Origin of the sequence: Sphingomonas sp. PP-CE-3A-406, assembly GCF_003688625.1 — a bacterium.
Taxonomy (GTDB): domain Bacteria; phylum Pseudomonadota; class Alphaproteobacteria; order Sphingomonadales; family Sphingomonadaceae; genus Sphingomonas.
The window spans coordinates 931,706-950,596 of sequence record NZ_RCWY01000003.1; the positions used below are offsets into that span (position 1 = coordinate 931,706).

An 18,891-nucleotide genomic window follows, 5' to 3' on the forward strand; every position below is an offset into this window, starting at 1 on the left:
ACGTAGACTAAGGAACGAACATGTCCTGGACCGACGAGCGCATCGCGACGCTCAAGACGATGTGGGAGGCCGGCCAGACCGCCAGCCAGATCGCCGAAGCACTGGGTGGCGTGAGCCGCAACGCCGTCATCGGCAAGGCGCACCGCCTCGAGCTACAGGCGCGCCCGTCGCCGGTGAAGCCGAACGATCCCGAGGCTAAGGCGGCTGCTGCTGCCGAAGCGTCAGCTGCTGCGGTGGCTCCCGAGCCGGTCGCGGCACCGGAGCCGGTCGAGGTCGAGGCGCCCAAGCCTGCACCGGTCGCACCGCCCGTCGTCGCAGCGGCCAAGCCTACCGCACCGGTCGAGCCGGAGCCGGTCGCCGAAGAGCCTGAAGACGACGAGGACGAGGATGAGGACGAGGCTGCTCCGGCCGTCTCCGCGCCCGTCCGCGCGCCGCAGCCGATCCTGCGCTCGGTCGGCCCGGGCGGCTTCCTCCGCCAGGCACCCGGCGAGCAGCAGCCTCCGAGCACGCCGGCGCCGCCGCGTCGCCTCGTGCCTGCCAAGCCGTCCGCCGAGATGGCGAACAAGACGAGCCTGCTCGAACTGAACGACCGCATCTGCAAATGGCCGCTCGGCCATCCCGGCGAGCCCGACTTCCACTTCTGCGGCAAGGCGGTGAACCCGGGCTTCCCGTATTGCGTCGATCATTGCGGCCACGCGTACCAGGCACAGTTGCCCCGTCGCGATCGTCGTCCGACCCCGCCGCTTCCGTTCGGCGGTCCGCGGCCCAGGTGAGGCGAAGGGCGGCCTGCGCCAACCTGGCGCAGGACTCGCCCAAGCCCGGCCGGCGCGGCTAGCCGCGACCGACGACATGGGCTTTGCCCATGGCTAGCTTGGTATAGAAAAGGCCGTTTCCTCGGGCGAGGAAGCGGTCTTTTTTCCAACAGGCTCCACCCCGGCGAAGGCCGGGGCCCAATTGGAAAGGTCTCGGTAACCGAGCGCTGCGCCCGTTTGGCAACGTTTCCCAACTGGGCCCCGGCCTCCGCCGGGGTGGTGCTCTATAGCTCAGCGCCTACCGCCCCCTCTGGTTCTCCCGCGAAGGCGGGAGCCCAGACTGGGTCCCCGCCTTCGCGGGGAAACAAACTTTGCATGCAATCAAAAAAGGCCGCTTCCCCGTGTGAGGAAGCGGCCTTTTTCATATCACGCTAGCCATGGGCAAAGCCCATGTCGTCGGTCGCGGTGAACCGCGCCGGCCGGGCTTGGGCGAGTCCTGCTCCAGCTTGGAGCAGGCCGCCCCGCGCCTCAGAACCGAAACGCCACCGTGCCGCGCAGGCTGTGCCAACGGAAATTATCATCCGAGCGCTTGAACGCGGTACCCGCCGTGTTCGGCGCGAGCACGAACGGGTTGTTCGCAGGCTGCGTACCGCGCGTCACGAGAACGCGCGCGTCGTCGTCCTGATACTGGTGGAACATATATTCCATGCCGACCGAGATGTTCTTGCCGAGCTTCTGCTCGATGCCACCGCCGCCGGTGATGCCGAACTGGTTCTTCTTGCCACTCTGCGCATAGGCGTTGGCCGTGTTGCTCGAATAGAAATCACGATTGATGCGCGCATAGCCCGGACCGAACGTGCCGTAGAACAGCGTCGTGTTGACCGCATAGCCCACACGGCCACGGATCGAGGCTTCCCAGGCGAGGTCGCGCGTCATCGTGTAGAAGGCGGGCGTGGTCGAGAAGGCGGTGACGCTGTCGCGGATGTTCGACTTGCCGAACTCGCCGACGACGCCGACGACGATGTTGCCACGCTGCTGGTCGATGCCGACGCGCGCGTAATAGGCGGTGTTGTCCTTGTCGTTGCGGCAGCCACGGCCACCGACGGCAGGAGCGGTGCTGCTCCGCGCGGCGCCGTTGCAGAAACCGGGCGAGAACGCGTTTGCGCCGGCCGCGGTCGTGACGGCATCGCCGAAGCGGCCATCGAGGTTGCGATCGAACAGGATCGACGAACCCTCGTCGTTCGGCTGCACGTCATACCCACCGGCCGCACCGAAATAGATGCCGCTGAACGGCGCGTCGGCCGTAACTTCCTGCGCAGCGGCAGGCGCCGCGAACCCCAGCGTAGCGGCGCCAGCGAGCACCACCATCATCGTCTTGCTCATATTCACTCCCGGAAACTTCATGACAGGTTTTTCATAAACGGCGGATCGCTCGAAATTTATCCCATCGATGCAACAATCTACATCAATGTGGCTTTCCGGTAACACGGAGAACAAACAGAGCCTGTGGCTTTGTCGCAAGCCAGCGGCTACGTTCGCTCCATGGCTGAAGATCTGTTCGCGTCTCCGGGCGCGTCTGGCGGGAAGACCGCTGCAAACACCTATGACGCGTCCTCGATCGAGGTGCTCGAAGGCCTTGAACCCGTACGTCGCCGTCCCGGCATGTATGTCGGCGGCACCGACGAACGCGCGCTGCATCACCTCGCCGCCGAGGTGCTCGACAACGCGATGGACGAGGCGGTCGCCGGCCACGCGACGCGCATCGAAGTCACGCTGGAGGCGAACAACCGCCTGACGATCGTCGACAATGGTCGCGGCATCCCGGTCGATCCGCATCCAAAATTTCCTGACAAGTCCGCGCTGGAGGTGATCCTCTCGACGCTTCACTCGGGCGGCAAGTTCGCCGGCAAGGCCTATGCGACATCGGGCGGCCTGCACGGCGTCGGTATCAGCGTCGTCAACGCGCTATCGTCCGACACCGTCGTCGAGGTCGCGCGCGACCGGCAATTGTACCGCCAGCGCTTCGCCAAGGGCCTGACGCTCGGGCCGATCGAGCATCTCGGGGCCACGCCCAACCGTCGCGGGACCAGCGTCGCCTTCACGCCGGATACCGAGATCTTTGGCAGCGAACTGAACTTCAAGCCGCAGCGTCTGTACAAGCTCGTCCGCTCGAAGGCGTATCTCTTCGCCGGCGTCGAGATCCGCTGGCACTGCGCGCCCGACCTGATCGCGGACGACACACCAGCACAGGCCGTGTTTCAGTTCCCCGGCGGCCTAGCCGACCACCTTCGCGACCAGATCGCCGGCCGCGAATGCGCGACCTCCGACTTCTTCTCCGGCTCGCAGGATTTCCCGAGCGCGAACGGTGAAACCCAAGGCCGCGTCGAATGGGCGGTCGCATGGCCGCTGTGGAGCGACGGCTCGTACAGCTGGTATTGCAACACCATCCCGACCCCCGACGGCGGCACGCACGAACAGGGCCTCCGCCAGGCACTGGTCCGCGGCCTGCGCGCGTTCGGCGATCTCGTCGGCAACAAGAAGACCAAGGATATCAGCGCGGACGATGTCATGGTCGGCAGCGAGCTGATGCTGTCCGTGTTCATCCGCGAGCCGCAATTCCAGAGCCAGACCAAGGATCGCCTCACCAGCCCCGAAGCCGCCGGCCTCGTCGAAAAGGCGGTGCGCGATCATTTCGACCATTTCCTCAGCCACAACATGGAGCGCGGCAAGGCGCTGCTGAACTATGTGCTCGAGCGGATGGACGAACGCCTGCGCCGCAAGCAGGAACGCGACGTCAAGCGCAAGACCGCGACCTCCGCGCGGAAGCTGCGGCTGCCCGGCAAGCTCACCGACTGTTCGGCGAACTCGCCCGAAGGCACCGAACTCTTCATCGTCGAGGGCGATTCGGCCGGTGGCTCGGCCAAGCAGGCGCGCGACCGGAAGACGCAGGCGATCCTGCCGATCCGCGGTAAGATCCTCAACGTCGCGTCGGCCACCAGCGCGAAGATCTTCGCCAACCAGGAAATCGCCGACCTTACGCTCGCGCTAGGCTGCGGCACTCGGAAGGACTGCACCCCGGACACGCTACGCTACGAACGCATCGTCATCATGACCGACGCTGACGTCGACGGCGCACACATCGCTACGCTGCTGATGACGTTCTTCTTCCAGGAGATGCCCGAACTCGTCCGCCGCGGGCATCTCTACCTCGCGCAACCGCCGCTCTACCGCCTGACCGTCGGCACCAAGAGCGTCTACGCCCGCGACGACGCGCACCGCGCCGAACTCGAACGCACCGTGTTCAAGGGCAAGAAGGTCGACGTCGGCCGCTTCAAGGGCCTCGGCGAGATGAACCCGAGTCAGCTCCGCGAAACCACGATGGACCCCGCTACCCGCGGCATGCTCCGCATCACGCTCCCGCAGGAATATGAAGAGCGCGCACAGGTGAAGGACCTCGTCGACCGCCTGATGGGCAACAACCCCGCGCACCGGTTTGCCTTTATCCAGGAAAATGCGGGGCGGATGGACGAGGAGGCGATCGACGCATGAACCAGACACGTCCACTTCGTAAGGAAGCGCTTATCGCTTCATGGGCCAATTCGGACTGGGACGACGTCGCGCGTTTCATCGGGCCAAATGCGCACCGTTTCGCCAGTGCATGGGGAAAGGCACGTGACAAGATGGTGAAAGCCGGCGGGGGGCTCGTGCTCACTTGGTGCTGGCCCGCGCTGTTTTTCGGGTTCGCGTGGTTTCTGTACCGCAAGCAATGGGCAGTTGGCGCCGTCCTGATTATCCTGCCGCTGGTGGTCGGGTATTTCTTTTCCGTTTCGGCCGGCGGTGGCGCGGCAATCTTCATTGCGATGATAGCCAAATCGACAATCGCGCAGGATGCGGTCACCAAGATCGCGAAGATTCGTGCAGCGGGTGGCAGCGACGCGGAGATTGCCGCGGCAGGCGGAGTCTCGGTCATCGCCGGCGTGCTGGGCGGTATCGTCCTGGTGGCGGAGCTGGCGCTCGCGTTCGTGGGCGCAGTAATGGATCAGCAGGCCCATTTGGCCAGTCTCAGCAACGTCTAGAACCGGTGGGCGTGCCCATTCGACCGGCGTCCAGCGTCGGACGTGATTGACGCACCCGCCGCGCTACCGATATGAGGCCGTGTCGGGCGACCATTGGGTCGCCCTTCTCGTTTCGGAAAGGAAGCGCCTGTGACCATCACCCCGCTCATGCCCGTCTACCCGCGGTGTGGCGTGCGTCCGGTCCGAGGCGAGGGCGCGTACCTCTTCGGCGAGGACGGCCAGCAATATCTCGATTTCGCGAGCGGCATCGCGGTCAATGCGCTCGGCCACGCGCATCCGCATTTGACCAAGGCGATCGCGGATCAGGCGGCGACGCTGATGCACGTGTCGAACCTGTACGGGTCGCCGCAGGGCGAGCACCTCGCGCAACGCCTCGTCGACAACACATTCGCCGACACCGTGTTCTTTACGAACTCGGGCGCGGAAGCGGTCGAGTGCGCGATCAAGACCGCACGGCGCTATCACTTCGCCAACGGCAACCCGCAGCGCCACACGCTGATCACGTTCGACACCGCGTTTCACGGGCGCACGCTCGGCGCCATCTCGGCGACCAACCAAGCGAAGATGCGCGACGGGTTCGAGCCGTTGTTGCCGGGGTTCGGCTACGCGAAGTTCAACGATCTCGAAGGCGCGCTGGCGCTGATCGACGACAACACCGCGGGCTTCCTGGTCGAGCCGATCCAGGGCGAGGGCGGTATCCGCCAGGCGAGCCACGAGTTCCTCACCGGCTTGCGCAAGGCCTGCGACGAGCACGGCCTGTTGCTGGTGCTCGACGAGGTCCAGTGCGGCTACGGCCGGACCGGCAAGTTCTTCGCGCATGAGCTGTACGGCATCACGCCTGACATCATGGCGGTTGCCAAGGGTATCGGTGGCGGCTTCCCGCTGGGCGCGTGCCTCGCGACCGAGGAAGCGGCCAAGGGCATGGTCGCCGGCACGCACGGCTCGACCTATGGTGGCAACCCGCTGGCGATGGCGGCGGGCGAGGCGATCCTCGACGTGATGCTTGAGGACGGCTTCCTCGACAACGTCACGGCGATGGGCGACCGGTTGCGGCAGGGGCTCGAGCAGATGATCCCGAACCACGATCACCTGTTCGATAGCGTTCGCGGCACCGGGCTGATGCTCGGGTTGAAGCTGAAGAGCGACAGCCGCGCGTTCGTCGCGTTTGCGCGCGACAACCACAATCTGCTCCTGGTGTCGGCGGGCGAGAACGTCGTCCGTATTCTGCCGCCGCTGGTGATCGACGAGAGCCACATCGCCGAATGCATCGACAAGCTGTCGACCGCCGCGCGCGTCTACGTGCCCGCTGCCGACGATTGAAACTGATCCTCCCCGGTACGGGGAGGGGGACCATGCGAAGCATGGTGGAGGGGGCTTTCCCCGCAGCGTAGCGCCCGTGGAGGTCCCCCTCCACCCCGCTCTGCGAGCGCGGTCCCCCTCCCCGTGCCGGGGAGGAATTATGCGTCATTTCCTGAATCTCACCGACGCCGGAGCCGACGGCATCGCCGCGATGCTGTCCGATGCACTCGACCGCAAGGCAGCGCGCGCCGGCTTCCCCAAGGGCCGCGCCGACGCCGATGCGCCGCTCGCCGGCCACACGCTCGCGATGGTCTTCGAGAAGAGCTCCACCCGCACGCGTTTCTCGTTCGACATGGCGATCCGTCAGCTCGGGGGCACCTCGATCGTGTCCGATGGCGGCTCGATGCAGCTCGGCCGCGGCGAGTCGATCGCCGACACGGCGCGCATCCTGTCGGGCTATGTCGACGCGATCATGATCCGCACCGACGATCACGCCAAGATCGAGGAGATGGCGCATTACGCCTCGGTCCCGGTCATCAACGGCCTGACCGACGCGTCGCATCCGTGCCAGATCATGGCCGACCTGCTGACCATCATCGAGAGCGGCAAGACGCTGCCCGGCCTCAAGGTCGCGTGGCTCGGCGACGGCAACAACGTGCTCGCCTCGATCGTCGAGGCGGCGGGGCTGATGCAGTTCGACGTCGTCGCGGCCTGCCCGCAGGGCTTCCAACCGGAAGAAGAGGCGATCGTCCGCGCTTCGGGCCGTGCCCGCGTCGTGGCCGACCCGCGCGAGGCGGTCGAAGGTGCGGACATCGTCGTTACCGACACCTGGATCTCGATGGGGCAGGCGCACGCCGAGGCCAAGCTGAAGGCGCTCACCCCGTACCAGGTCGACGCCGCGCTGATGGCACTCGCCAAGCCCGACGCTAAGTTCCTCCACTGCTTGCCTGCGCACCGCGGTGAGGAAGTCACGCCCGACGTGATCGACGGCCCGCAGTCGCTGATCTGGCAGGAGGCCGAGAACCGCCTCCACGCGCAGAAGTCGGTGCTGCGCTGGTGCTTCGGGCAGATCGGTTGACCTGAACAGGCAGGGTCACCATCTGGCGGACGATGAACGATACGCCAAAATTCGACCCCAACATGACCGATCTCGACCGCGCGCTGGCTTTCGCGATCCCGACGCGCAGTGCACGCGGCCGGATCGTGCGGCTCGGCACCGCGCTCGACGAAGTGCTTGCCGCGCACGCCTATCCGCCCGCGATCGAGAAACTGCTCGCCGAAGCGCTCACGCTCGCCGCGCTGATCGGTTCGACGCTCAAGGATTCGAGCGGCCAGCTGACGATGCAGACGCGTACCGACAACGGCGTCGTTCAGCTGCTCGTCTGCGACTACCGCGGCGGCGAAGTGCGCGGCTACATCGAATACGACGCGGACAAGCTCGCCGAAGCGCCCGCCGAACCATCGCTGTTCGCGCTGTTCGGCGCCGGCTATCTCGCGATCACGTTCGACATGGCGACCAGCAACGAGCGCTATCAGGGTATCGTCCCCCTCGACGGCGACACGCTGTCGCAGGCGGCGCAGAGCTATTTCACGCAGTCCGAGCAAATCCCGACGATGATTCGCACCGGCATGGCGAAGGGCGCTGACGGTCGCTGCATCTCCGGCGGGCTGTTCCTCCAGCATCTTCCCGAGGGCGAGGACGGGCGTGAGCGCCTGCATACCAAACTCGATCATCCGGAATGGGAGCATGTCGCTACGCTCGGCAACACGATGGGCGTCGATGAACTCACCGATGCGACGTTGCCGCTGGAAACGCTCGTCTGGCGCCTGTTCAACGAGGAGGAGGACGTCCGCATTCTCGCGGATATTCCGATCACGCGCGGGTGCCGCTGCGATCCCGAGTACATCAAGGGCGTGATCTCGAAATTCCCAATCGAGGAACGGCGGTCGATGGCCGACGAGACCGGGTTCATCATCGTCGACTGTGCGTTCTGCGCGACGAAATTTCCCGTGCCGGTCGACGAGTGATGCACTTTTGCCGGTCGATCGAGCCGCTAACGTAAGGAATTAACGCCCCATTTACTTATGTTAGGTATAGATCGGGCTGTGCTTTTTATTCAGCACGTTTTTCTCCCTTGTGGCGCGATCCGCGCCAACCTCAGGGGCTGCCTCACCGGGCGGCCCCTTTCTTTTTGCGCGCCGCTGGCCTAGCGCACTCCGCATAATGACATCCCCTGCTCCCTTTGCGGTCGCGCTCGTTTCGGGCGGGCTCGACTCGATGATATCCGCCGCGATTGCGCGCGAAGCCGGCCAGCGGCTGCTCGCGCTATCGTTCGATTACAATCAGCGTCACCGGATCGAACTCGATGCGGCGCGCCGCGTCGCCACCGCGCTCGGGGCCGAACGCCATATCGTGCTGCCGATGGACCTGTCCGCGTTCGGCGGCTCCGCGCTGACCGCCGATATCGACGTGCCGAAGGACGGCGCAGGCACCGAAGACGGTGGCGGCATCCCCGTCACCTATGTGCCCGCGCGCAACACGATCTTCCTCAGCCTTGCGCTCGGCTGGGCCGAGGCGGCGGGCGCGCGCGACATCTATATCGGCGTCAACGCGCTCGATTATTCGGGCTATCCCGATTGCCGTCCCGAGTTCATCGCCGCGTTCGAAGGTCTCGCCGAACTCGCCACCAAAGCCGGCGTCGAGGGCGAACCGTTCCGCATCCAGGCGCCGCTCCAGCATATGACCAAGGCGGATATCGTCCGCGAAGGCACGCGGCTCGGGCTCGATCTCGGGCTGAGCTGGTCGTGCTACGATCCGACGCCCGACGGCAGGCATTGCGGCGAGTGCGACAGCTGCCGGCTCCGCGCGCGCGGTTTCGACGAGGCTGGGATCGCGGATCCCACCGTCTATGCCGTGAAGCCCGCCTGACATGAGCTATGCGGTCAAGGAGATGTTCCTGACGCTGCAAGGCGAGGGCGTGAACGCCGGCCGCCGCGCGGTGTTCGTGCGGTTCGCCGGCTGCAACCTCTGGTCGGGCCGCGAACAGGATCGCGCGACCGCGGTGTGCCGGTTCTGCGATACCGAGTTCGTCGGCACCGACGGCCTCGGCGGCGGCAAGTTCGCCGACGCGCAGGTGCTGGCGGCGGCTGTCGCCGGCTTCTGGGGCGAGGGTGCGCGCGACCGCTTCGTCGTGCTGACCGGTGGCGAGCCGATGCTCCAGATCGACGACGCGATCGTCGATGCGCTGCATGAGCAGGGGTTCCGGATCGCGATGGAGAGCAACGGCACGATCCCCGCGCATCCCGGGATCGACTGGGTGTGCATCAGCCCCAAGGCCGGCAGCATCGTCGTCCAGCGCACCGGTGACGAACTGAAGCTGGTCTGGCCGCAACCGGGTACCGACATCGACGATATCGAAACCTGGGACTTCGCCAATCTGCTGCTCCAGCCGCTCGACGATCCACGCGCAGACGCCAATCGCGCGGCGTGCGTCGATCTGGTCATGCAGCGGCCGCAGTGGCGGTTGTCGTTGCAGACGCACAAGCTGCTGGGGTTGCGCTGAGCGAAGCGGGGTCGGCGGTCGATATCCTGTCATCCCGGCGAAAGCGGGGATCAGTTTGGCGCGCATCGCCCTCTGACGTTGGGACAAGGTAGGTGAGGGCGGCAGCCAGGGCTCGGCCGGTATTCCTCGCCGATATGTGCCCGTCATCCCCGCGGAAGCGGGGACCCAGATGCTCAAACGGTGGCGATCATGTCGCTGGCGTTTGCCAATATGGGTTCCCGCCTGCGCGGGAATGACGGTAACATGTTTGTCAGGGATAAGCGCCCCGGGGTCTTACTGCCCGGCCATCCCGACGCCCGCTGGCGGCCAGTTCTGCGCGCCGCACTTCTTCTGGACCCACTCGCCCTTCTTGTTCCAGCAGATCGCGTCGAGCCGCGGCATCGTCGCGCGGTCGCGGCCGATATAGCGCGGGAAGCGCTGTTCGCCCCACGGAATCAGGCTGTTACGCAGTTCACGCGAGCGCGCCAGCGCGACCTCGAACAGGTGACCACGCGGCGCGAAGACCGCATCGCGACCGATCGACGAGGCGGTCTTGCAGAAGCCGAACTGTGCGGCGACCGTGGCGAAGCTCGAATAGGTGCGCGTGCCGAACTGGTCGAGCGCAGTCTGGCCGGCCTTGACCCCGGAGGCCTTGTTCACGCGCGCGAAGTATTTGGTCAGCGTCGTGAACGAGTTCTTCAGCTCTTCGCTGTGATCGGAGATCATCGCGTTGTAGTTGGGCACGGTCAGCAAGGTCGGCTCGAACTGGCATTGCAGCGCCGCCACGTTAAGCGCGGCGCGCATGTGCCACACCAGCGCAGCGCGGATTTCGTCCTGCGTCGCGCCGGGCAACACCTGGCCGAGATCGGCTTCGTCGCCGACCACCGCTGCACCCGAGAAATCGCGCGACTGCAAGAAAAACTGCGCCGACGCCGACTGGGCTACAGCCAGTCCACTCGTCGCCACGCATAGCGCGAGCGCGGTACGCAACACCTTCATTCCAACCTCCCCGGGATCTTCAAGTCATCGATTCTAAAGCGTTTCGACGCCGCTCCCAAGTGAATTTAACTATAGAAGGCGGGCGGTAGCGTCCATGTTTGCCGATCACGGCGGTTTTTCGTCGCAGGCGAAATGATTCCGCGGTCGACGGCGGGTATGTGCCTCGCCTGATGGGGCTGGCGTGGAGGCGTCTCTATTCCGCGGACCGCGCGAGCAAGCCCTAGAAGCCCGCAAACGCAAAGGGCCGCCCGGTCGCCCGGACGGCCCTTTCGCAGCACGACATCCCTTTCGGGCATGCCGTACCGCAGCAGTAATTCCCTTGCGGAAATTACATTGCGTTGTTGGTCACCGCGGTGTCGTTCGACATCATCGTGTCGTTCGCCATCATGGTGTCGTTGGCCATCATGCCACCGTTCGACGCGCCGTCTACTGCGGTCATGTTGTCGGTCATCGTGTCCATGCCTTCGCTGGCATTCATGTCGGTGACCATCGTGTTGTCGGTCGTCGTCTCGGTCTTCGGACCGCACGCCGAAACGGCGAGTGCTGCGCTGGCGATCAGCGAACCGGTCAGGACCTTGGAAATGAGTGCACGCATGTGGAAGCTCCCTAGATAGAGGATTTGGCTGGCTGCTCGCCCTTAATACCCAAATCGTAGTGGACATTAATCCGATAACGCTTTGCCCTCAAGCCTCGTTTTCTCAAGGACAAGAAACTGTTTCAAGGAAAGCATCGGCCGTCAACGCCAGGGCGGCGTCGAAGGTTGCAAGGTCGGCCGGAATACCCAACGATTGCAGGCTCGTAACGCCGTACTCCGGCAGGCCGCACGGGACGATGCCACCAAAATGGGCCAGATCGGGCGCCACGTTCACCGAGAAGCCGTGGAGCGTCACCCAGCGCCTGACCCGCACGCCGATCGCCCCGATCTTCGCCTCGCGGCCCCCCGGAGCATTGGGATCGAGTGTCCATATCCCGACGCGGCCATCCACTGCGAACGCCTCGACGCCGAGTTCGCCGAGCGCGGCGATCACCCAGGATTCGAGCGCGTGGACATAGCGGCGGACGTCGCGCCCGCGCTTCGTGAGGTCGAGCACGACATAGCCGATCCGCTGGCCCGGTCCATGATAGGTGTATTTGCCGCCCCGCCCGGTGGGGATCACCGGAAAGCGCGCATCGATCAGGTCGCCTGGTTCTGCGCTCGTGCCCGCAGTGTAGACCGGCGGATGTTCGAGCATCCACAGCAGTTCGCGCGCCTCGCCCGCGCCGACTGCTGCCGCGCGCGCCTCCATCTCGGCCAGCGCGTCGGCATAGGGGGTCAGGCCGACGCTGGTCCGCCATTCGATATCGTCGGGCAGGGGGATGGTCACCGACCCCAATTGCGCACCCGCAGCCCGACTTGCAAGCAGGCGTGCAACCTGTGGTCAAGCGCAAGGGCTTCGGCTAACCCGCGCGCTACAGGAACCCGGGGGAGTTTGGCGCATGGTGAAGATGGGGACGGTCTGGGATCGCACGATCGAGGTGCTCAACGGGCGCACCGGCATGATCGCACCGATCGCGCTGCTCGGCATGCTGCTGCCCAGCGTAATCCGTGACGGCTATGTCGCGTTCGCTGCACAGGGAACGATGAGCTTCGCGCTGATCGGAAGCATTTTGGCGATCGGTACGCTGGTCGCGATGCTCTGGTCGCAACTGGCGATCGTCGCGATCGCCACCGATCCCGCTACCGATGCCGCGTCCGCGCGCCGAGACGCTGGTGCGCGTGTGCTCCCGGCGCTGGGCATCACCGTCCTGATCACGCTTGTCGCGGCGCTGCTCGTCGTGCCGCCGATGATCGTCCTGATCCAGTCGGGGTTCGATTTCACCGCCGCCGCCAACGGCCGCAGCGCGCAGATGACCCCGCCGAGCGCTGGCGTTGCGGGTTTCATCGCGCTGTACAGCCTCGCGTATCTCTTGGTCGCGATCTGGATCGGCGCGCGGCTGGTGCTGCTCAACCCGGTCATCCTCAACGAACGGCTTGGGATCGGCGCGATCCGCCGCTCGGTTCAGCTGACCAAGGGGCTGACGTGGCGGATCATCGGCGTGCTGATCCTGTTCGCGATCGTCATGCTCGTCTCGACCTGGGCCGCGCAGTCGGTGACCGGGATCGTCTTCCGCCTCGCGCTCGGCGCCGACGCGATCGCCACCGCGACCTTCCTGTCGGGTGTCGCCGCGACGGTCGTCACCACTGCCTTCACCGCGCTCGCCGCCGTCTTCACCGCGCAGCTCTACGTCGCGACCAGAGAGAAACACGCCGTTCCATGAAGCTCGATTTCGCGACCGTTCTCACCGACGCCTGGACGCTGTTCAAGCGCGACCGCGACCTGCTGCTGCGGATCGCCGCGCCGTTCCTGTTCCTGCCCGCGTTCGCGCTCGCGCTGGTCGTGCCCGATCCGCCGATGCCCGACGCGGCGGCGGGCAACAACGAAGCGCAGGCGATGGTCTGGGCCGACGCGGTGCAGACCTGGGCGGCGGCGTATGGCGGCTGGTATCTGCTCGCCTATGTGATGAGCTTCTTCGGGACGTCGCTGTTCTACGCGCTGTATCTCGATCGCGAGCATCTCGACCTGCGTGCAAGCCTGACCCGCTGCCTGCGGATTTTTCCGCGGTTCCTGCTGGCGATGGTGATCGTCTCGCTGCCGGCGGGGGCGGGGCTGCTGCTGTACGCGATCCCCGGCCTCTACATCCTCGGCCGGACGATGCTGACGGGGCCAGCGCTGTTCGCCGAAGCGCCGCTCGGTGCGCTGGCTGCGATCCGTCGCAGTCTCGTACTCAGCCGCGGCGCGGGGTTGCCGCTCATGGGGCTGGCGGCGTTCAGCTACATCAGCGGCTGGCTCGTCGGTGCCCCCTTCATGATGGCCGACAAGGCGTTGCGCGACGCCGGCGAGGCCAACCCGGTAGCGCTCGCGATCGTCGATGCCGGTGCCGCCGTGGCAGCAATGGCGGCCGGTATCGCGATGGCCCTTATCGCGATCTCCGCCTACCGCCGCTTGGTTAGATAAGGGGGCAGGCTTCAGCGTTCGCCAAAGCCAGTAAGCATCCACCTGCTTCTCCCGCGTCGTGTTCTCCCGCGAAGGCGGGAGCCCAGTCTGGATCCCCGCCTTCGCGGGGAAACATTTCTTGGGTTTACCCCCGCTTCCCCAGGTACGGGATCTGTGGCGCCGTCTCCAACGGCAACAACCCGGAAGCCCGCGGATCCAGAAACGTCTCGATCGTCCGCTTCACCGCCACGAATCCCTGCGCCCGATAAAACCCCAGCGCGCTCGGATGATCGAGCGTGCAGGTATGCAGCCAGACCCGCACCACCCCCTTGGCCCAGGCCCGCGCGCACGCCTCGGCCATCAGCCACCGACCATGGCCTTGCCCGGCCAGTTCCGGGATCAACCCGAAATACGAAATCTCGCACGCCCCCGCCTCGCGGAAATCGAGTTCGAGCATCCCAATTTCGATCCCCGCCGGATCGAGCACCGCGTACACCGCGATCCCCGGATCCTGCACGATCGCCGCCAGTGCATCGTCCGCCATCACCAGCCGCGAGAACCACAGCCACGGGCTCCCCACCCGCCGGAACAGCGCGCGGTATTTCTCCAGTGCCGGCCGCTCCCACTTCACCAGCCGCAACCGCGACCCCGGGCTCGGTCGCAGCGGTGGCCGCTTGCGCATCTCCAGCGTCGTGACGATCGTCGCGAGGACGTCGTCGGCAACCGGGATCAGCGCCACATCAAGACCACGTAGCGCGCGGCGGCAGGCTCATCAGGATCGCGTCGATGTTGCCGCCGGTCTTGAGCCCGAACAACGTCCCGCGATCATAGACGAGATTGAACTCGGCATAGCGCCCACGCCATTCGAGCATCTGTGCCTCGTCGGCGGCATCGAACGGCGTATCCATCCGCCGCCGCACGATCCGCGGATACGCATCGAGAAACGCCTCGCCGACGTCGCGCGTGAACGCGAAGTTCGCGTCGAAATCGCCGTCGAGATGGTCGAAGAATATACCGCCCGCACCGCGGCTCACTTTCCGGTGCGGGATGTAGAAATACGTCTCCGCCCAGTCCCTGAACCGCTCGTAATGCGCCGGATCATGCGCGTCGCACGCCGCCTTCATCGTCGCGTGGAAGTCGGCCGTATCCTCCTCGATCGGCAGCGGCGGGTTGAGATCGCCGCCGCCGCCGAACCAGCGCTTGGTGGTGTTGAGGAAGCGGCAGTTCATGTGCACCGCGGGCACGTGCGGGTTGGTCATGTGCGCGACCAGGCTGATCCCGGTGGCGAAGAACCGCGGGTCGTCCCCCGCACCGTGGATCGACTTGGCGAAGTCCCCTTCGAACGTGCCGCCCACGGTCGAGACGTTGACGCCGACCTTCTCGAAGACCTTGCCCTTCATCACGCCGCGGACCCCGCCGCCGCCGGGTTCGCCCGACGGATCGATCCGGTCCCACGGGGTGTATTCGAAGCTCGCGTCGGAGCCCGCCTCGCGCTCGATTGCTTCGAACTCGGCGCAGATCCGGTCGCGGAGCGATTCGAACCAGTGGCGGGCGGCGGCTTGCTGGGGGTCGAGATCGGTCATGCGCGGGTCTCTACCAAATCCTCCGCGCGACGGGGAGGGCGCATGGTCGATCGAGTCCGCCGTCCGTCTGCAAACACCGTCATCCTGACGAAAGTCAGGATCCAGAGCCACGAAAGGCGGCGTTCGTTACCCTGGATCCTGACTTTCGTCAGGATGACGGCGTACGTGAGGAAGCACCACGCGCCATCGCTAAACCGGCCAGCCACCCGTCTGCCGCAAAGCCTCGGCCGCGACGATTCCCGTCGCCACGGAAATGTTCATCGATCGCAACTCAGGCCGCATCGGGATTACCACCCGCACGTCAGCCCTAGCATGCACCTCTTCAGGAACCCCGGCGCCTTCGCTCCCCATCAGCAACACGTCGTCCTCGCGAAACTCCGCGACATCCAGCCGCACCGCGCCCTTCGTCGTCAGCAACACGATCCGCCCCTGCACCTGCGCCAGGAACGCGTCCCAATCGACATGCCGCACCACGTCGACCGCCCCGACATAATCCATCCCCGAGCGCGCGACGGCCTTCTCGCTCCAGGTGAATCCCATCGGTTCGATCAGGTCGACGCCGATCCCCATGCACGCGGCGGTCCGCAGGATCGAGCCGACATTTCCGGCAATATCCGGCTGATAGAGAGCAATACGCATACCCGATCCTCTAGCGCGCCGAGGCTCCGGAGGTAACCCAAAGCAAAATGCAGTTGGCAAACCCGCGCCCCGCCGTCTATCAAAGCACAGCCTCCGTGGGGACGGTCGGGCAGGGTGGACGTACGGTTCGTCGAAACCGGAAGCCCCGCCAGGCCACGATAAAAATAACGTGCAAGGGCGAGATGAATGGCGACAGTCGACGACATGGTTCCCCCCGGCGAATCGCCAGAGCCGTTTCACGAAGAGGTCCACGATCCTCGCCGCCGTGATTTCATCAACATCGCCGCCGTATCGTTCGCCGGCGTCGGCGCGATCGCGATCGTCCTGCCGCTCATCAATCAGATGAACCCCTCCGCCGACGTGCTCGCACAGTCGACCACCGAGATCGACCTGTCGAAGATCCTCCCCGGCCAGGCGATCAAGACCAGCTTCCGCAAGCAGCCTCTGTTCGTGCGCAACCTGACGCCGAAGGAGATCAGCGAGGCCGATGCGGTGCCGCTCAGCGAACTGCGCGATCCGCAGACGCTCGAACAGCGCACCAAGGCCGGCAAGAAGAACTGGCTGATCACGCTGGGTGTCTGCACGCACCTCGGCTGCGTCCCGCTCGGAGCCGGCGAAGGCGAGAACAAGGGGCCGTATGGCGGCTATTTCTGCCCGTGCCACGGCTCGGCCTACGACACCGCCGCGCGCATCCGCAAAGGCCCCGCTCCGTCGAACCTCCACGTTCCGGACTATGCCTTCAACTCCGACACCGTCGTCACGGTAGGCTGAGGAACGACCATGAGCTTTCCCTGGGCCAAGCAATACGAACCGAAGCTGCCGCTGACGCGGTGGCTGGATGAGCGGCTTCCCGTTCCCCGGCTCGTCTACAATTCACTCGGCGGGGGCTATCCCGTCCCGCGCAACCTCAATTACTTCTGGAACTTCGGCGTGCTCGCCGGCGCCGCGCTGGCGATCCAGATCGTCACCGGCATCGTCCTGGCGATGCATTACGCCGCCAACGGCCTGGTCGCATTCGACTCGGTCGAGAGCATCATGCGCGACGTCAACGCCGGCTGGTTCCTGCGCTATGCACACGCCAACGGCGCCTCGATGTTCTTCATCGTCGTCTACACACACATCTTCCGCGGGCTCTATTACGGCTCGTACAAGGCACCGCGCGAGATGGTGTGGCTGCTCGGCGTCGTCATCTTCCTGCTGATGATGGCGACCGCGTTCATGGGCTACGTGCTTCCCTGGGGCCAGATGAGCTTCTGGGGCGCGCAGGTCATCACCGGGTTCTTCTCGGCGATCCCGCTGGTTGGCGATACCATCCGCATCTGGCTGCTCGGCGGATTTGCGCCGGACAACGCCGCGCTCAACCGCTTCTTCTCGCTGCATTACCTGCTGCCGTTCGTGATCGCGGGCGTCATCATCCTGCACATCTGGGCGCTGCACATCCCCGGCTCGAACAACCCGACCGGCGTCGACGTGAAGGGCGAGCAGGACACCGTCCCGTTCCACCCCTATTACACCGCGAAGGACGGCTTCGGGCTCGGCATCTTCATGCTGATCTTCGCCAGCCTGCTGTTCTTCTTCCCGAACTATCTCGGCCACCCGGATAACTATATCCCGGCGAACCCGCTCTCGACGCCCGCGCACATCGTCCCCGAATGGTATTTCTGGCCGTTCTACGCGATCCTGCGCGCCTTCACCGCGGACTTCATCCTGCCGGCCAAGCTGTGGGGCGTGCTGGCGATGTTCGGCTCGATCCTGCTGCTGTTCTTCCTCCCCTGGCTCGACAGCTCGCCGGTTCGTTCGATGAACTATCGTCCAAAAGCGCGGATCGCGTTCTGGGTGCTGGTCGCGGACATCTTCGTGCTCGGCTATTGCGGTGGCGCGCCGGCGAACGCGTTCTACGTGATCCTCAGCCAGATCTGCGCGGCATACTATTTCGCGCATTTCCTGATCATCCTGCCGCTCATCTCGCGCTCCGAGCGTCCGCGGCCGCTGCCCAACTCGATCACCGAGGCCGTGCTGAACAAGCATGGCGGCACCAGCCCAGCCCACACCGCGCTGTCGACGGCGCCCACGTCGCATGGCGCGCCCTCCGCGCCGCACGCCGCGCACTGATACGAACTAGAGGACACACACATGGTTCGTCTCATCGCATCCTTTGTCGGCGCGGCCTTCGTGCTGGTGCTCGGCATCGCGCTCTTCGGCAGCGTCTATGGGGTCATCACCGATCCCGTAGCGCCGACCGCGGAGAGCGTCGCGCACAAGCACCCCAAGGAACTCGAGCTCGCCTCCAATGGCGTGTTCGGCAAGTTCGACCGTCGCCAGCTTCAGCGCGGGTTCCAGGTCTACAAGGAGGTCTGCTCGGCCTGCCACTCGCTGCGGCTGGTGTCGTTCCGCGACCTGACCAAGATCGGCTATACCGACCCCGAGGTAAAGGCGATCGCCAACCAGTGGGTGATCGAGCAGCCGTCGATCAACCCGGAGACGGGTGAGCCGGCGACGCGCAAGAATATCCCGTCGGATCACTTCCCGTCGCCGTTCGCCAACGAGATTGCCGCGCGCGCCGCGAACAACAACGCGCTGCCGCCCGATCTCTCGCTGATCACCAAGGCGCGCGAGGACGGCACCGCGTATGTCCATTCGCTGCTGACCGGCTACACGACGCAGCCCGCCGCGCTGCTGAAGGAATTCCCGGATATCAAGACGCCGACCGGGCTCCACTACAATCCGTATTTCGCGAACCTCAACATCGCGATGCCGCCACCGCTCACGTCGGATGGTCAGGTCGCTTACGCGGACGGGACGAAGGCGACGAAGGAGCAGATGTCGACCGACGTCTCGGCGTTCCTGACCTGGACCGCCGAGCCCAATCTCGAGGCGCGTCACGCGGCCGGGTTCGCGTCGATCATCTTCATCCTGATCTTCTGCGGTCTTGCCTGGGGTGCGTACCAGAACGTCTGGCGCGACGTTAAGCATTGATGATGGCCGGG

At 65.4% G+C, this 18,891-nt stretch carries 20 protein-coding genes; 13 read left to right on the forward strand and 7 right to left on the reverse strand.

What is annotated here, in order from left to right:
* Nucleotides 1-20: 20 nt before the first annotated feature.
* On the forward strand, nt 21-773 hold the full coding sequence (locus C8J44_RS16185) for a GcrA family cell cycle regulator (RefSeq protein WP_121905289.1): 753 nt from the start codon (nt 21-23) through the stop codon (nt 771-773).
* Nucleotides 774-1,280: 507 nt separating this feature from the next.
* Here C8J44_RS16185 and C8J44_RS16190 read toward each other — a convergent pair.
* Entirely contained in the window at nt 1,281-2,135 is an 855-nt protein-coding gene (locus tag C8J44_RS16190) for an outer membrane protein (protein WP_259466906.1), read from the reverse strand.
* A gap of 159 nt (nt 2,136-2,294) precedes the next feature.
* Between C8J44_RS16190 and parE the strand changes: the two genes are divergently transcribed.
* The 7 genes from parE to queE all read left to right on the forward strand — a co-directional run bounded on the left by parE (nt 2,295) and on the right by queE (nt 9,690).
* Nucleotides 2,295-4,301 (forward strand): DNA topoisomerase IV subunit B, encoded by a 2,007-nt coding sequence (parE, locus tag C8J44_RS16195; RefSeq protein WP_121905290.1) that lies wholly within the window; start codon nt 2,295-2,297, stop codon nt 4,299-4,301.
* The gene (locus tag C8J44_RS16200; RefSeq protein ID WP_121905291.1) at nt 4,298-4,828 is read left to right on the forward strand and encodes a DUF2628 domain-containing protein; all 531 of its coding nucleotides are present in this window, start codon (nt 4,298-4,300) and stop codon (nt 4,826-4,828) included. Before parE ends, C8J44_RS16200 begins: the two co-directional genes overlap by 4 nt.
* A gap of 129 nt (nt 4,829-4,957) precedes the next feature.
* Entirely contained in the window at nt 4,958-6,148 is a 1,191-nt protein-coding gene (locus C8J44_RS16205; RefSeq protein WP_121905292.1) for an aspartate aminotransferase family protein, read from the forward strand.
* A gap of 139 nt (nt 6,149-6,287) precedes the next feature.
* The gene (gene argF, locus C8J44_RS16210) at nt 6,288-7,205 is read left to right on the forward strand and encodes an ornithine carbamoyltransferase (RefSeq protein ID WP_121905293.1); all 918 of its coding nucleotides are present in this window, start codon (nt 6,288-6,290) and stop codon (nt 7,203-7,205) included.
* A 32-nt stretch (nt 7,206-7,237) separates the two neighbouring features.
* A complete protein-coding gene (locus C8J44_RS16215; RefSeq protein WP_259466907.1) occupies nt 7,238-8,155 on the forward strand; it encodes an Hsp33 family molecular chaperone HslO in 918 nt (305 codons plus the stop codon).
* Nucleotides 8,156-8,351: 196 nt separating this feature from the next.
* Nucleotides 8,352-9,056, forward strand: coding sequence for a 7-cyano-7-deazaguanine synthase QueC (gene queC, locus C8J44_RS16220; protein ID WP_121905294.1), 705 nt, complete (start codon nt 8,352-8,354; stop codon nt 9,054-9,056).
* A 1-nt stretch (nt 9,057) separates the two neighbouring features.
* Nucleotides 9,058-9,690, forward strand: a complete 633-nt coding sequence (gene queE, locus C8J44_RS16225; RefSeq protein WP_121905295.1) for a 7-carboxy-7-deazaguanine synthase — start codon at nt 9,058-9,060, stop codon at nt 9,688-9,690.
* Nucleotides 9,691-9,963: 273 nt separating this feature from the next.
* Here the strand turns inward: queE and C8J44_RS16230 are convergent, their stop codons facing one another.
* From C8J44_RS16230 to lipB, 3 genes are all read right to left on the reverse strand, one after another.
* Nucleotides 9,964-10,668 (reverse strand): hypothetical protein, encoded by a 705-nt coding sequence (locus C8J44_RS16230; protein ID WP_056055478.1) that lies wholly within the window; start codon nt 10,666-10,668, stop codon nt 9,964-9,966.
* Between the two features lie 328 nt (nt 10,669-10,996).
* Nucleotides 10,997-11,263, reverse strand: coding sequence for a hypothetical protein (locus C8J44_RS16235; RefSeq protein WP_056055480.1), 267 nt, complete (start codon nt 11,261-11,263; stop codon nt 10,997-10,999).
* Nucleotides 11,264-11,366: 103 nt separating this feature from the next.
* A complete protein-coding gene (gene lipB / locus C8J44_RS16240) occupies nt 11,367-12,032 on the reverse strand; it encodes a lipoyl(octanoyl) transferase LipB (protein ID WP_404969221.1) in 666 nt (221 codons plus the stop codon).
* 112 nt (nt 12,033-12,144) lie between these two features.
* Between lipB and C8J44_RS16245 the strand changes: the two genes are divergently transcribed.
* Both C8J44_RS16245 and C8J44_RS16250 read left to right on the forward strand, forming a co-directional pair.
* Nucleotides 12,145-12,966: a hypothetical protein gene (locus C8J44_RS16245; RefSeq protein WP_121905296.1), complete on the forward strand. Its 822-nt coding sequence runs from the start codon at nt 12,145-12,147 to the stop codon at nt 12,964-12,966.
* Nucleotides 12,963-13,703, forward strand: coding sequence for a hypothetical protein (locus C8J44_RS16250; protein WP_121905297.1), 741 nt, complete (start codon nt 12,963-12,965; stop codon nt 13,701-13,703). Before C8J44_RS16245 ends, C8J44_RS16250 begins: the two co-directional genes overlap by 4 nt.
* Nucleotides 13,704-13,827: 124 nt before the next feature.
* Here C8J44_RS16250 and C8J44_RS16255 read toward each other — a convergent pair whose 3' ends face one another.
* The 3 genes from C8J44_RS16255 to C8J44_RS16270 form a co-directional block, all read right to left on the reverse strand.
* Nucleotides 13,828-14,421, reverse strand: a complete 594-nt coding sequence (locus tag C8J44_RS16255; protein ID WP_121905298.1) for an N-acetyltransferase — start codon at nt 14,419-14,421, stop codon at nt 13,828-13,830.
* A 1-nt stretch (nt 14,422) separates the two neighbouring features.
* Nucleotides 14,423-15,265, reverse strand: a complete 843-nt coding sequence (gene hemF, locus C8J44_RS16260) for an oxygen-dependent coproporphyrinogen oxidase (RefSeq protein ID WP_121905299.1) — start codon at nt 15,263-15,265, stop codon at nt 14,423-14,425.
* Between the two features lie 189 nt (nt 15,266-15,454).
* The gene (locus C8J44_RS16270; RefSeq protein WP_121905301.1) at nt 15,455-15,904 is read right to left on the reverse strand and encodes a tRNA (cytidine(34)-2'-O)-methyltransferase; all 450 of its coding nucleotides are present in this window, start codon (nt 15,902-15,904) and stop codon (nt 15,455-15,457) included.
* Between the two features lie 204 nt (nt 15,905-16,108).
* Between C8J44_RS16270 and petA the strand changes: the two genes are divergently transcribed.
* From petA to C8J44_RS16285, 3 genes are read left to right on the forward strand one after another with little or no spacing between them, the layout of a single operon-like run.
* Nucleotides 16,109-16,675, forward strand: a complete 567-nt coding sequence (petA, locus tag C8J44_RS16275) for a ubiquinol-cytochrome c reductase iron-sulfur subunit (protein WP_121905522.1) — start codon at nt 16,109-16,111, stop codon at nt 16,673-16,675.
* Nucleotides 16,676-16,684: 9 nt separating this feature from the next.
* On the forward strand, nt 16,685-18,016 hold the full coding sequence (locus C8J44_RS16280) for a cytochrome b/b6 (RefSeq protein WP_121905302.1): 1,332 nt from the start codon (nt 16,685-16,687) through the stop codon (nt 18,014-18,016).
* 21 nt (nt 18,017-18,037) lie between these two features.
* On the forward strand, nt 18,038-18,880 hold the full coding sequence (locus C8J44_RS16285; RefSeq protein WP_121905303.1) for a cytochrome c1: 843 nt from the start codon (nt 18,038-18,040) through the stop codon (nt 18,878-18,880).
* Nucleotides 18,881-18,891 lie beyond the last annotated feature (11 nt).